Below are 14089 nucleotides of genomic sequence, written 5' to 3' on the forward strand. Positions count from 1 at the left end.
GCCGCGCGCGCGACGAGACCGACGCGACGGCGCCCCGGATGGAGAAATACCGTGAGTGAAGGCGAAAACCATCGCGAGTCCATGCCGTACGATGTCGTCATCGTCGGCGCCGGCCCCTCGGGCCTGTCGGCCGCGATCCGGCTGAAACAGGTCGCGGCCGAGAAGGGCGCCGAGCTGTCGGTCTGCGTGCTCGAAAAGGGTTCGGAAGTCGGCGCGCACATCCTCTCGGGCGCGGTGATCGATCCCAAGAGCCTCGACGAATTGCTGCCGAACTGGCGCGAAGACGGCTGCCCGCTCGCCGAGGTGCCCGTCACCGAAAACCATCACTGGATTCTGAGCAAGGGCGGCAAGCGCAACCTGCCGCACTTCCTCACGCCGTCGTTCCTCCACAACAAGGGCACCTATACCGGCAGCCTCGGCAATCTGTGCCGCTGGCTCGCGGGCAAGGCCGAGGAGCTCGGCGTCGAGATCTTCCCGGGCTTCGCGGCCGCCGAGATCCTCTACAATGACGACGGCTCGGTGAAGGGCGTCGCGACCGGCGACATGGGCGTCGCGCGCGATGGCAGCCACAAGGGCGATTACACGCCGGGGCTCGAGCTGCATGCGAAATACACCTTCTTTTCCGAGGGTTGCCGTGGACACCTTACAAAGCAGCTGCTCCGCACCTTCGACCTTGCGAAGGACAGCGACCCGCAGGTCTACGGCCTCGGCGTCAAGGAATTGTGGGACATCGACCCCGCGCTGCATTCGCCGGGCCGGGTGATCCACACCCAGGGCTGGCCGCTCAGCGAGACGCACGGGTCGAACGGCGGCGGCTGGATCTATCACCAGGCCAACGGCCAGGTGTCGATCGGGTTCGTGACGTGGCTCAACTACACCAACCCGTATCTCTCGCCGTTCCAGGAGATGCAGCGCTGGAAGACGCATCCCGAGATCGCGGCGTTGCTCAAGGGCGCCAAGCGCGTCAGCTACGGCGCGCGCGCGATCAGCGATGGCGGGCTGCAGTCGATCCCCAAGCTGGTGATGCCCGGCGCCGCGCTGATCGGCGACAGCGCGGGCTTCCTCAACGTACCGCGGATCAAGGGCACGCATACCGCGATGAAATCGGGCATGCTTGCCGCCGAGGCCGCCGCCGAGGCGATCCTGAGCCAGCGCGAACATGACGAGCTCGCCGCTTACCCCGCGGCGTTCGAGCACAGCTGGGTGAAGAAGGAGCTGTCGGTCGTCCGCAACGTCGTGCCGCTGGTCAAGAAGTTTGGCGATTTCCTAGGGTCGGGGCTCGCCGGCGTGACGATGTGGCTCGAGCATTGGGGGCTCAAGGTGCCGTTCACGCTGCACCATCACCCCGATCACGAGAGCCTGTGGCGCAAGGATCAGGTCCAGCCGATCGTCTATCCCAAGGCCGACGGCGTGCTGACCTTCGATCGGCTGTCCTCGGTGTTCATCTCGAACACCAATCACGAGGAGGACCAGCCGGTCCATCTGACGCTCAAGGATCCGGATGTTCCGGTGCAGTACAATCTGCCGACCTATGACGAGCCGGCGCAGCGCTATTGCCCGGCGGGCGTGTACGAGATCGTCGGCGAGGAGACGGGCGACCCCAAGTTCGTGATCAACGCGCAGAACTGCGTCCACTGCAAGACCTGCGACATCAAGGACCCGACGCAGAACATCAACTGGGTCGTGCCGGAAGGCGGCGGGGGGCCGAACTACCCGAATATGTAAGGGCGTATGTTCCCCGGCGAAGGCCGGGGCCCAGTCGCGAAGGGCATTGTTCTCGAGAGCGTCGCTCGCCATAGAGCGGCTACGACTGGGCCCCGGCCTTCGCCGGGGAGCACTAACGGTTACATACGCCCAATGATCACCGAAACCGCGGTCACCGAGAACGCCCCCGCCAAGATCAACCTCGCGCTCCACGTCCGCGCGCGGCGGTCTGACGGCTATCACGAGCTCGAGACGCTGTTCGCTTTCGTGACCGATGGCGACACGGTGACGCTCGCGCCGGGGCCGCTTTCGCTGGCGATCACCGGGCCGTTCTCGGCGGGCTTGAGCGGGGAGGGCGACAATCTGGTCCTCCGCGCCGCCCGCGCGTTTGCCGCCGCGTTCGATCGGCCCGAAAGCGGCACCTTTACGCTCGACAAGCATCTGCCGGTCGCTTCCGGGATCGGCGGCGGCTCGGCCGATGCGGCGGCAGCACTGCGCGCGCTCGCCCGTGCCAATGCCATCGCGACCGACGACCCGAGACTGTTCGAGATCGCCGCCGCGCTCGGCTCCGATATTCCCGCGTGCCTGCTCGGCCGGACCGCTATCGGACGCGGGCGGGGCGAGCGGCTCGTTCCGCTCGACGGCCCCACCGGAATGCCGGTGCTGCTCGTCAATCCCGGCGTTGCGGTCTCGACCGCCGCGGTGTTCAAGGCCTGGGACGGACTCGATCTCGGACCGATGCCCGACGGTGAAGCGCTTCATGTCGCGCTGGACGCCCGCAACGACCTCGAGCCGTCGGCGCGCCGGCTCGCGCCGGAAATCGATGGGGTGCTGGCCTTGCTGAGCGTTGGGGATCCGCTGCTCGCGCGGATGTCGGGGTCGGGCGCGACCTGCTTCGCGCTTTACGCGACCGTGGCGGACCGCGCCGCCGCCGCCGAGCGCATCCGTGCGGCGCAGCCCGGCTATTGGTGTCTCGAAACGGCACTCGCATGACACGAGACCGCATCGTTCTGGGACAGTGCCGGCCCCCCAGCGTCACGCAACGGCGGAAAACCGCGAGTGGCCCATGGCTTGCTGTGATAGGGAAAGATGGGTCCGCCGCGCTGAGCGGAACGCCCGTCGATGGTCCATGGCCCAGCCTTGCGCCATTCCCCGGCCGGGGTGGTGATACCCAGTTCACCGCCCCGGTCGTGTCCGCATGATCGCGCACCACCCCCGCAGAATTCCGGGCGAACCCGGCGGCGTGCTGCTGATCTGCGATCACGCCTCGAACGCCGTCCCCGCCGGGATCGATCTCGGCGTGCCGCCCGAGCTGCTCGGCAAGCATATCGCGATCGATATCGGCAGCGCCGCGTTGACCGAGGCGCTCGCCGCCGCGCTCGGCGCGCCGGCATTGCTCGCCACGGTCTCGCGGCTGGTGATCGACCTCAACCGCGCTACCGACCAACCCGGCCTGATCCCGCAGACCAGCGACGGACACGCGATCCCCGGCAACGCCGCCGCCGACCGCGCCGAGCGGATCGCGCGCTTCCACGCGCCATATCACGATGCGCTAGCCGCGCTGATCGTCGCCACGCGCCCCGTGCTGATCGCGGCGATTCACAGCTTCACGCCGCGGCTCGAGCAAGGCGACGGTGCGGATCGCCCGTGGGAGATCGGTATCTTGTCGAACACCGATCGCCGCGCGGCCGAGCTCGCGCTGCCGCTGCTCGCGGCGCAGGGGCTCGTCACCGGCGACAACGAACCCTATTCGGGCCAGTCGCTCAACGCGACGCTCGACCGGCATGGCGAAGGCAACGGCATCGCCAGCCTGTCGATCGAAGTCCGCAACGACCTCATCGCGGATGCGGCGGGGGTCGCGCACTGGGCTGCGATCCTCACGCCGATCTTGCACGAGAGCAGCAACAGACTTGCGTCCGACGACCATCCTACGCAATAGCCTGTCGCATGACTCGCACCTTCGACAAATCCAAGCTTCCCAGCCGCCACGTCTCGGTCGGCCCCGAGCGCGCCCCGCACCGCAGCTATTATTACGCGATGGGAATCGCCGAGGAGGATATCGCCAAGCCGTTCGTCGCGCTTGCGTCCGCCGGCAACAACTCGGCGCCGTGCAACACCACGCTCGACGCGCAGGCCGATGCCGCGCAGGCGGGCGTCATCTCGGGCGGCGGCATGCCGCGGCGTTTCAACACGATCACCGTCACCGACGGGATCGCGATGGGGCATCAGGGGATGAAATCCTCGCTCGTCAGCCGCGAAGTGATCGCCGATTCGGTCGAGCTGTCGGTGCGCGGGCATTGCTACGACGCGCTGGTCGGCTTTGCCGGCTGCGACAAATCGCTCCCCGGCATGATGATGGCGATGCTCCGGCTCAACATCCCGAGCATCTTCGTCTATGGCGGCTCGATCCTGCCCGGCAGCTATCACGGCAAGGACGTCACCGTCGTCGACGTGTTCGAGGCGGTCGGCCAGTTCGCCGCGGGGTCGTGCCCGCTGCAGGAGCTGATCGAGCTCGAAAAGGTCGCATGCCCGGGCCACGGCGCGTGCGGCGGCCAGTTCACCGCCAACACGATGGCGTGCGTCGGCGAGGCGATCGGCCTGTCGCTGCCCAATTCGAACATGATGCCTGCGCCCTATCGCGGCCGCGACGAGATCGCGCGCGCCGCCGGCGACCAGGTGATGGAGCTCGTCGCCCGCAACATCCGCCCGCGCGACATCTGCACGCGGGCGGCGTTCATCAACGCCGCCCGCGTCGTCGCGGCGACCGGCGGCTCGACCAACGCCGCGCTGCATCTGCCCGCGATGGCGAACGAGGCGGGGATCGAATTCGACCTGTTCGACGTGGCGGAGGCTTTCAAATCGACACCGTACATCGCCGACCTCAAGCCCGGTGGTAAGTATGTGGCGAAGGACATGTACGAGGCCGGCGGTGTCTACATGCTGATGAAGACGATGCTCGCGGGTGGTTTCCTCGACGGCAATTGCCTGACCGTCACCGGCAAGACGCTCGGCGAGAATATCGATCAGGTCACCTGGAACCCCGACCAGAAGGTCATCTACGACGTCAAGACGCCGCTCTCGGCGACCGGCGGCGTGGTGGGCTTGCGCGGTTCGCTCGCCCCCGATGGCGCGATCGTCAAGGTCGCGGGCATGCACCGCCTCCAGTTCACCGGCCCGGCGCGCGTCTTCGATTGCGAGGAAGACTGTTTCGCCGCGGTCGAAGCGCGCTCGATCAACGAAGGCGAAGTTCTCGTTATCCGCTACGAAGGCCCTAAGGGCGGCCCGGGGATGCGCGAAATGCTGTCGACCACCGCCGCGCTCTACGGCCTTGGCATGGGCGAGAAGGTGGCATTGATCACCGACGGGCGCTTTTCGGGCGGCACGCGCGGCTTCTGCATCGGCCATGTCGGCCCCGAGGCTGCCGATGGCGGGCCGATCGCGTTGATCGAGAACGGCGATACGATCCGGATCGACGCCGAGGCCGGCACGATCGACTTGGACGTTCCCCCTGAAATGCTCGCCGCGCGCAAGGCCGCGTGGCAAGCGCGCACCAACGATTACCAATCGGGTGTGCTGTGGCGCTATGCCAAGACCGTCGGCCCGGCCTATAGGGGCGCGGTCACGCACCCAGGAGCCAGTGCCGAAACCCATGTTTATGCGGATATCTAGCGGAGCCTTGCTGCTGCTCGCGCTCGCCGGCTGCGGCGAGCCCAAGACCGACAAGGCGACGCTCGCCAGGGCCGAAGCCGAGCAGCGCAGGCGCGCCGACGACAGCGGCAATATCGTCTGCGCGCAGCGCGGCTCGAGCGATTTCGCGCGCGTCTGCACGGTCGACCGCACGCAGAGCGCTGACGGGCTGGTGCTGACGCTGCGCCATCCCGACGGCGCGTTCCACCGCCTGCTGGTGACGCGCGACGGCCGCGGCGTGATCGCCGCCGATGGGGCGGAGAAGGCCGTGGTCAGCGTGATCGGCAGCGGCGAGATCGAGGTTGCGCTCGGCGGCGATCGCTATCGCCTGCCTGCTACGGTCAAGGGCAAGGCCGCGAAATGATCCCGATCGAAGGGCGGCCGATCGTCGGTGCGGCCGCGATGCGCGCGGTCGAGCAGCGCGCGATCGATGCCGGCAGCAGCGTCGAAGCATTGATGGACCGTGCCGGCGTGGCCGTTGCCGAGGCGGTGCGGCGGCTTGCGGGCGGCGCGCCGGTGCTGGTCGTGTGCGGGCCGGGCAACAATGGCGGCGACGGCTATGTCGCCGCGCGGCTGCTCGAGGCGAACGGAGTTTCGGTCCGGGTCGCCGCGCTGGGCGTGCCCAGGACCGACGCGGCGCGCGCTGCACGCGCGCTGTGGGATGGGCCGGTCGCGGACTTCGCGACGCTTCCCAGCGATGCCAGCCACGGCGCGGTGCTGGTCGATGCGCTCTTCGGCACCGGCCTGACGCGCGCGATCGCGGCGGACACGGCCGACGTGCTCGCGACGCTCACCCGGCACGCGCACCTTGCAATGACGGTCGATGTGCCGAGCGGGGTCGATACCGACACGGGTACGGTGCTAGGACACGGGAACTTCGCTCCCTTCGACCTGACGCTCGCGCTCGGCGCGGTGAAGCCCGCGCACGTCCTGCAGCCATCGGCAGCGCTGTGCGGCGCGGTCCGGTTGCTCGATCTCGGGCTCGATGCCAGCGCGAGCCCCGACTGGACGCTCGCGCGACCCGAACTCGCCCGCCCGACACCAGCGATGCACAAATATTCGCGCGGGCTGGTCGTGGTGATCGGCGGTGCGATGCCGGGCGCGGCCGCGCTCGCCGCGAGTGCCGCGATTCAGGTCGGCGCGGGCTATACCACGCTGCTCGGAGCGGCGCCCGACATGCCGCACGCGCTCGTCCAGCGTGACTGGTCGCGCGACGCCTTGAAGACGACGCTCGACGGCAAGCGGCGCGAGACGACGGCGATCGTCGTCGGCCCCGGGCTCGGCACGGGCGCCGCCGCCGCCGAAAAGCTCGAAAGCGCGGTGGCGAGCGGCTATCGCCTCGTCATCGACGGCGATGCGCTGCGTCTGCTCGACGATGCGCTGTTCGATCGGATCAAGACGCGCGATGCCGCCGCGCCCGTCGTCCTGACCCCGCATGCGGGCGAGTTCGACGCGGTGTTCGGCCCCTATACCGGCAGCAAGATCGACGCCGCGCGCGCGGCCGCCGCGCGTTCGGGCGCGATCGTGGTGTTCAAGGGGGCCGATACCGTGATCGCGCATCCCGGCGGGCACACCGTCACCGCGACCCATGCCAATTCCTGGCTCTCGACCGCCGGCACGGGCGACGTGCTCGCGGGAACGATCGGTGCGATGCTCGCGGGCGGCGCGGAGCGTCCGGCCGAGGCGGGGGTATGGCTCCACGCCGAGGCGGCGCGCCGGCTCGGCGCGGCGTTCCTCGCCGACGATCTCGCGCGCGCGCTTTCCAAGGTAAGGGCCGCGCTGTGAGCGACGTCATCGTTCGAGTCGCCGCGCGTGGCGACGGGATCACCGCCGATGGCCGCCACGCCGCTCATGCCGCGCCGGGCGACACGCTCGCGCCCGATGGCAGCGTCATCCCCGGCGCGCATCACCAGACGCCGCCGTGCCGCCACTTCCCGATCTGCGGCGGCTGCCAGCTCCAGCATCTCGACGATGCGAGCTATGCCGCGTTCCTCACCGACCGGATCGCCGGTGCGCTCGCCGCGCAGGGGTTGAGCGCGCCGATTCGCCCGCCCGTGCTGTCGCCGTCGCACACCCGGCGCCGCGCGACGCTCCACGCCGAGGCGAAGGGCGGGGGGCTCCAGCTCGGCTTTAGCGAGCAGGCGAGCCATGCGATCGTCGATCTGCGCGAATGCTGGATCCTGACGCCTACGCTGTTCGCGCTGATCGCGCCGCTGCGCAAATTGCTGTCGCGCGCGCTGAAGGGCCGCGCGCGCGTCCACCTTACCGAGCTCGACCAGGGCGTGGACGTGCTGATCGAAGGCACGATCGCCGACGGCCTCGCGATCGCCGAGGCGATCACCGCCTTCTGCAGCGCGAACGGCGTCGCGCGGCTCGCGATCGACGACGGGATCGGCCCCGAGACGCGCTGGGAGCCAGAGGCGGTGACGATCACGCTCGGCGGTGTCGCGGTGCCGTTCCCCGCCGGCAGCTTCCTCCAGGCGACGCAGGAAGGCGAGGCGGCGCTGGTCGCGGCCGTACGCGAGGCGATCGGCGATGCCAGGATCAGCGCCGATCTGTTCGCCGGGCTCGGGACGTTCGCTTTGTCCCTGCCCGGCAAGGTCTATGCCGCCGAAGCCGGGCGCGACGCAATCCTCGCGCTCAAGGCCGGCGCGGCGCACGCAGGCCGCGCGGTGTTCGCCGAGCATCGTGACCTGTTCCGCCGCCCGCTGACCGCGGCCGAATGCGACCGTTTCACCGCGATCGTGCTCGATCCGCCGCGCGCCGGCGCAAAGGAGCAGATCGCACAACTGGCCGGATCGAAAGTGCCGGTGATCGCCTATGTCTCGTGCAATCCCAGCAGCTTCGCGCGCGATGCCGAGATCCTGTCGAAGGGTGGCTACACGCTCGACTGGATCCAGCCGGTCGGCCAGTTCCGCTGGTCGACGCATGCCGAACTCGCCGCGCGGTTCAGCCGTCAGGGCCCAACCTCTCAAGGGTAATCCGCGCGCAGGAAGTAGAGCCCGTCGGGCGGTGCATTGAGCCCGAGCCGGGTGCGGTCGCACGCGGCGAGCGCTGCCGCCATGTCGTCGGGCGACCATTTGCCCAGCCCGACGAGCGACAGGCTCCCGACCATCGAACGCACCTGATGATGCAGGAACGACCGCGCCGAGGCGAACACGCTGATCCGGTCCCCGTCCGCGACGACATCGAGCCGGTCGAGCGTGCGAACCGGGCTGTCGGCCTGGCATTGCGCCGCGCGAAAGGTGGTGAAGTCATGCCGCCCGACGAGGTGCGCCGCGCCCGCAGCCATCGCCGCCGCATCGAGCGGCGCGGGAACGCGCCACGCCAGCCCGCGCTCGACCGTCAGCGGCGCACGCCGCGTGACGATGCGAAATTCGTAATGCCGCCGAATGCACGAAAAGCGCGCATGCCAGTCGTCGGGCACGACTTCGCAAGCGACGATCGCGACCGGGTCGGGCCGGACCAGCGCATTGAGCGCTTCCATCAGCCGGAACGGCGTGATCTCGCGCGCCACATCGACATGCGCGCGCATGCCGAGCGCATGGACGCCGGCGTCGGTCCGTCCGGCCGCCTGCACCGCGACGGTCTCGCCGGTGACGGCATGGACCGCGCGCTCGATCGACGCCTGGACGCTCGCGCCATTGTCCTGCCGCTGCCAGCCGACGAACGGGCGGCCGTCATATTCGACCGTCAGCGCGAACCGCGTCAAAGCTGGGTCCCCGCGGGGATGGGGAAACCGCGGAGGAGCTCGCCAGCGGTCATCACGCCGCGGCCGGCACGCTGGAGCAGCGTCGGACGGATTGTGCCGTCAGCGCAGGCGATGGTGAGGAACTCGTCCAGCACTACCCCCGCGGCGTCCCCACGCACGCCGTCACCCCAGCGAAAGCTGGGGTCTCCCTCGTCGGGCGCGGTGCCCGTTGTCGAGAGATCCCAGCTTTCGCTGGGATGACGGAGGGGTGTCGAGGGATCGCGGCTTTCGCTCGGGCTACGGATTTCGGCCGCCAGTACCTTGATCCGCTCGCCCTGAAACTCGAAGAACGCGCCCGGCACCGGATTGAAGGCGCGCACCTGCCGCTCGACCGTTTCGGCGCTCCGGCCGAAATCGAGCCGCGCCTCGGCCTTGTCGATCTTGGCGGCATAGGTCACGCCGTCCTCGGGCTGCACCACCGGCGCGAAGCCATCGAGGTCGGCCAACACCGTCACCATCAGCCGCGCGCCCATCGCGCTCAGTTCGTCGGTCAATGCGCCCGCCGTCTTGCCGGCGACCGGCGTCGCGTCGCGCAGCAGCACCGGCCCGGTATCGAGCCCGGCCTCCATCTGCATGATGCACACCCCCGTCGCGGCGTCCCCGGCGAGGATCGCGCGCTGGATCGGCGCCGCCCCGCGCCAGCGCGGCAACAGCGACGCATGGACATTGAGGCAGCCGCGCACCGGCGCATCGAGCACCGCGCGCGGCAGGATCAGCCCGTACGCCGCGACTACCGCGACATCGGCCGCGAAGCCGGCGAATTCAGCCTGCGCATCGGCATCGCGCAGCGACACCGGCGTCCGCACCGCGATCCCCAGCGCCTCGGCGCGCGCCTGGACGGGCGAGGGGGTCAGCGCCTTGCCGCGACCGGCGCGCCGCGGCGGCTGGCTGTACGACGCGACGACGTCACGCCCGGCATCGACCAGCGCCTGCAGCACCGGCACCGAAAACTCGGGCGTGCCCATGAAGATAATCCGCATACCCGCGCTTTGCGATTGGGGCTGCGCAAAGGCAAGTCCCGTCGCCCCGGCGCAGGCCGGGGCCGCTCGGTCGGGCGCGGATCCGGTGTTGCGCGCGCCGCGAACCGGCCCCGGCCTCCGCCGGGGCGACGGATAGTGACGAACGTCGTCGCGGCCCCTATCTCATGACGATGGCCTCTCCCGAAATCGAAGCACTCACGCAAGCGCTGTCCAAACTGCCCGGGCTGGGCCCGCGCTCGGCGCGGCGCGCGGTGCTGCATCTGCTCAAGAAGCGCGAGGGGGCGTTGGCGCCGCTGCTCAATGCTTTGATGGCGGTCGAGGAAAATCTCTCAACCTGCTCGATCTGTGGCAATATCGACACCACCAACCCGTGTGCCGTGTGCGCCGACCCGCGCCGCGATGCGCGCGCGCTGTGCGTCGTCGAAGAGGTCGCCGACCTGTGGGCGCTCGATCGCTCGCGGCTGTTCCCGGGGCGCTTCCACGTGCTCGGCGGGCGGCTGTCGGCGCTCGAAGGCGTGCGGCCCGAGGATCTGGCGATCGAATCGCTCGTGCGGCGGATCGGCGACGGCGGGATCGACGAGGTCGTGCTGGCGATGAACGCGACGCTCGAGGGGCAGACCACCGCGCATTACATCGCCGAGCGGATCGAGCGGTTTCCAATCCGCATTACCCAGTTGGCGCATGGGCTGCCGGTTGGGGGGGAACTCGATTACCTCGATGAAGGGACTTTGGCGCAGGCGCTCCGTGCGCGGCGGCCGGTTTCTTAAGAAGATTTGTTCGCGCGGAGGCGCGGAGAGAAGAAGGCAGAAGAGGATCACGCGAAGGCGCGACGGCGCGAAGCAGGTGTGCTCGCCGCGCAGCGGCTCTCCAGACCGGCAGCCACGCGAACACCGCTGCCCGCTTCGCGGGCGATCTCCAAGCGGCTGACCGCTCTGCGCCTCTGCGCCTCTGCGCCTCTGCGCCTCTGCGCGAACAAAATCTTTCTTCTTTCTCCGCGTCTCCGCGTCTCCGCGTGAATCGACTCTCGTTCTGAACCTTGACGCGCCCCCCGACCTTTCCTAGCTCGCGGAAATGGCCGTTCTAGAAATCCTCGAAGTCCCGCACCCCGGCCTCCGCGCCGTCGCCAAGCCCGTCGAAACGGTGGACGACGCGGTGAAGAAGATCGTCGCCGACATGTTCGACACGATGTACGACGCACGTGGTATCGGTCTGGCGGCGACGCAGGTCGGCATCGAGCAGCGCATCGTCGTGATCGATCTTCAGGAGACTGAAGGCGAAGGCGAAGACGCCAAGCCGGTGCGCAGTCCGCTCGTCTACATCAACCCCGAGCTCATCTCGGTCAGCGAGGAAACCTCGTTCTACAACGAAGGCTGCCTCTCGATCCCCGAGCAATATGCCGAGGTCGAGCGCCCGACCAGCTGTCGCGCGCGCTGGCTCGATGAGCAGGGTGCTGCGCAGGAAGGCGATTTCGACGGCCTGCTCGCGACCGCGTTGCAGCACGAGATCGACCATCTCAACGGTGTGCTGTTCATCGACCACATCTCGAAGCTCAAGCGCGACATGCTGCTCAAGAAACTGACCAAGATGCGCAAGGCGGCTTGAGGCTATTTAGGAAAATCTCGTTTTTGGATCTCAAGTGCCTTCCGGACATGCGCGGTTGGCGCCCAATGATTGCGGCCGAAACTATCTTGTATTCCAACCCGTGTTATATCTTGGCCTAAAAAGTTTTCCGCCGAGTGCGGAAAAAACAGGCTAAAAGTCTCTGCCACTGATAATTTCTTAGGTAACCCGCCTGCAAACGGTCCCATTTCAATATCCGGATTGTCTAGGCTGTGGATTGGGTTGATGAGTCCCCAACCATCACGTTTGTACCAGCGTTTTTTGGTTCTCACCAAAGCGGCATCCACAATTATTTCCCCTGGGCCGAAATTTGTTACATTTACCCTCGTATATTCACGAGGCGGATCGGGGGGTGGTATTATATGAACGACCGCAAAGCTCACCCTGATTTTCGCTTTTGGAAAGATAAACTTAGACCAGATATTCCAGACAAAGCCACCTAAGGATATTAGCATAGAGAAAATGCTAATTATCAGTGCCCAGTCTGAAATCGTCATGCTTCGCTCATGGTGAAGTGCCTCGCCGGCCAGCCGTTATACTGGGACGTTTATACCACTACTTCCGTAGCGTCGTGAACTAAAACAGCCCCTCGATCTCGCCCCCGGCCCCGAACCGGATCCCCTCCGCCGCCGGCACGCGCGGCAACCCCGGCATCGTCATGATCTCCCCGCAGATCGCCACCACGAACCCCGCGCCCGCACTCAATCGAACCTCGCGCACCGGCACGACATGCCCCGTCGGCGCGCCGAGCTTGGCCGGGTCGGTCGAGAAGCTGTACTGCGTCTTCGCCATGCACACCGGCAGATGCCCGAACCCCGCCGCCTCGAACCGCGCGAGCTGCGCCAGCACAGAGGGCTCGGCGACCGCCTCCTCGGCGCGGTAGATCCGCGTCGCGACGGTGTTGATCTTGTCGAACAGCGATAGATCGTCGGCATAGAGCGGCGCGAATTGCGACGGATGCTCGGCCAGCGCCGCGACCTTGTCGGCGAGCTCGACCGCGCCCGCGCCACCCTCGGCCCAGTGCGAGCACAGCACCGCCTCGCAGCCCTGATGCTCGGCGATCGCGTGGACCTCCGCGACTTCCTCGGGCGTATCGCTGTCGAAGCGGTTGATCGCCACCACCACGGGCACGCCGAACGCGCGGACATTCTCGATATGCCGCGCGAGGTTGACGCCACCACGGCGCACCGCCTCGGCATCGGGCGCGCCGAGATCGGCCTTGGCGATCCCCCCGTTCATTTTCAGCGCGCGCACCGTTGCGACGATCACCGCCGCCGCTGGCTTGAGCCCCGCCTGACGGCACTTGATGTCGAAAAACTTCTCCGCGCCGAGATCCGCCCCGAACCCCGCCTCGGTCACGACATAGTCGGCCAGCCCGAGAGCGACGCGCGTGGCGATCACCGAATTGCAGCCATGCGCGATATTGGCGAACGGCCCGCCATGGACGAACGCCGGCGTGCCCTCCAGCGTCTGGACGAGGTTGGGCTTGATCGCCTGCGCGAGCAGCACCGCCATCGCGCCATCGGCCTTGAGATCGCGCGCCGTCACCGGCTGCCGCCCACGCGTATAGGCGACGACGATCCGCCCGAGCCGCGCCTCGAGATCGTGGCGGTCGGTCGCGAGGCACAGGATCGCCATCACCTCGGAAGCGACGGTGATGTCGAAGCCGCTTTCGCGCGGATAGCCGTTCGCCGGCCCGCCGAGCGACTGGGCGATGTCGCGCAAGGCACGGTCGTTCATGTCGAGCACGCGCCGCCATACGATCCGGCGAACGTCGATATCGAGCGCATTGCCCCAGTGGACATGGTTGTCGATCATCGCGGCGAGCAGATTGTGCGCCGAGGTGATCGCATGGAAATCGCCGGTGAAATGGAGGTTGATGTCCTCCATCGGCACGACCTGGGCATAACCGCCCCCGGTCGCGCCGCCCTTGGTGCCGAAGCACGGACCCAGCGACGGCTCGCGCAGCGCGAGCATCGCCTTGCGCCCGGTGCGGTTGAGCGCATCGGCGAGCCCGACCGAGGTGGTCGACTTGCCTTCGCCCGCTGGCGTCGGATTGATGGCGGTGACGAGGATCAATCGGCCCTGCTTGGCCGGCGCGGGCAGGGCGGCGAGGTCGATCTTCGCCTTGTGGTGGCCATAGGGCTCGACCGCTTGCGGCGGGATCCCGGCTGCGGCGGCAATCGCGCCGATCGGTTGCAAAGTGGCGGCGCGCGAGATCGCGATGTCGGTCAGCATGCGACGGCCTTAGCAACTCCTCCCCGGTACGGGGAGGGGGACCATTTTGCTTCTTTAGCGAAATGGTGGAGGGGGCGGGCAGCAAACGCTACGGTTGCGCGCGCGGCGA

Annotated in this window: 13 protein-coding genes; 9 read left to right on the forward strand and 4 right to left on the reverse strand. The window is 68.0% G+C overall.

The features are described 5' to 3' along the window. Positions 1 to 81: 81 nt before the first annotated feature. The 7 genes from RH90_RS14070 (at position 82) to RH90_RS14100 (ending at position 8372) form a co-directional block, all read left to right on the forward strand. Positions 82 to 1725 carry an electron transfer flavoprotein-ubiquinone oxidoreductase gene (locus RH90_RS14070; protein ID WP_010186376.1) on the forward strand — a complete coding sequence of 548 codons (1644 nt, stop codon included), beginning with the start codon at positions 82 to 84 and terminating at the stop codon, positions 1723 to 1725. A gap of 132 nt (positions 1726 to 1857) precedes the next feature. Further along, positions 1858 to 2697 (forward strand): 4-(cytidine 5'-diphospho)-2-C-methyl-D-erythritol kinase, encoded by an 840-nt coding sequence (locus RH90_RS14075; RefSeq protein WP_010186378.1) that lies wholly within the window; start codon positions 1858 to 1860, stop codon positions 2695 to 2697. A gap of 205 nt (positions 2698 to 2902) precedes the next feature. Further along, entirely contained in the window at positions 2903 to 3643 is a 741-nt protein-coding gene (locus tag RH90_RS14080) for an N-formylglutamate amidohydrolase (protein ID WP_037492808.1), read from the forward strand. 8 nt (positions 3644 to 3651) lie between these two features. Further along, positions 3652 to 5373 (forward strand): dihydroxy-acid dehydratase, encoded by a 1722-nt coding sequence (gene ilvD, locus RH90_RS14085; protein WP_010186380.1) that lies wholly within the window; start codon positions 3652 to 3654, stop codon positions 5371 to 5373. Next, entirely contained in the window at positions 5360 to 5755 is a 396-nt protein-coding gene (locus RH90_RS14090; RefSeq protein WP_332306566.1) for a hypothetical protein, read from the forward strand. Before ilvD ends, RH90_RS14090 begins: the two co-directional genes overlap by 14 nt. After that, positions 5752 to 7176, forward strand: a complete 1425-nt coding sequence (locus RH90_RS14095) for an NAD(P)H-hydrate epimerase (RefSeq protein WP_010186382.1) — start codon at positions 5752 to 5754, stop codon at positions 7174 to 7176. The genes RH90_RS14090 and RH90_RS14095 overlap by 4 nt, the downstream gene beginning before the upstream one ends. After that, a complete protein-coding gene (locus tag RH90_RS14100; protein ID WP_010186384.1) occupies positions 7173 to 8372 on the forward strand; it encodes a class I SAM-dependent RNA methyltransferase in 1200 nt (399 codons plus the stop codon). Before RH90_RS14095 ends, RH90_RS14100 begins: the two co-directional genes overlap by 4 nt. On the opposite strand, the gene truA is transcribed toward RH90_RS14100, so the two are convergent. Further along, a complete protein-coding gene (gene truA, locus RH90_RS14105; RefSeq protein WP_010186385.1) occupies positions 8363 to 9103 on the reverse strand; it encodes a tRNA pseudouridine(38-40) synthase TruA in 741 nt (246 codons plus the stop codon). The two genes, RH90_RS14100 and truA, sit on opposite strands and share 10 nt — an antisense overlap. Next, a complete protein-coding gene (gene fmt, locus RH90_RS14110) occupies positions 9100 to 10122 on the reverse strand; it encodes a methionyl-tRNA formyltransferase (protein WP_010186386.1) in 1023 nt (340 codons plus the stop codon). The genes truA and fmt overlap by 4 nt, the downstream gene beginning before the upstream one ends. Positions 10123 to 10292: 170 nt before the next feature. On the opposite strand from fmt, the gene recR reads away from it, so the two are divergent. Together recR and def are read left to right on the forward strand one after the other, a co-directional pair. Then, the gene (recR, locus tag RH90_RS14115; protein WP_010186387.1) at positions 10293 to 10889 is read left to right on the forward strand and encodes a recombination mediator RecR; all 597 of its coding nucleotides are present in this window, start codon (positions 10293 to 10295) and stop codon (positions 10887 to 10889) included. A 304-nt stretch (positions 10890 to 11193) separates the two neighbouring features. Beyond that, a complete protein-coding gene (gene def / locus RH90_RS14120) occupies positions 11194 to 11724 on the forward strand; it encodes a peptide deformylase (protein ID WP_010186388.1) in 531 nt (176 codons plus the stop codon). Positions 11725 to 11726: 2 nt separating this feature from the next. Here the strand turns inward: def and RH90_RS23520 are convergent, their stop codons facing one another. Together RH90_RS23520 and RH90_RS14125 are read right to left on the reverse strand one after the other, a co-directional pair. Continuing rightward, complete coding sequence (locus RH90_RS23520; RefSeq protein ID WP_157134600.1) at positions 11727 to 12239, reverse strand: hypothetical protein; 513 nt, start codon at positions 12237 to 12239, stop codon at positions 11727 to 11729. Between the two features lie 79 nt (positions 12240 to 12318). Next, positions 12319 to 13980: a formate--tetrahydrofolate ligase gene (locus tag RH90_RS14125; protein ID WP_010186389.1), complete on the reverse strand. Its 1662-nt coding sequence runs from the start codon at positions 13978 to 13980 to the stop codon at positions 12319 to 12321. Positions 13981 to 14089: the final 109 nt, after the last annotated feature.

The organism is Sphingomonas sp. PAMC 26605 (assembly GCF_000241485.1).
Lineage (GTDB): Bacteria > Pseudomonadota > Alphaproteobacteria > Sphingomonadales > Sphingomonadaceae > Sphingomonas.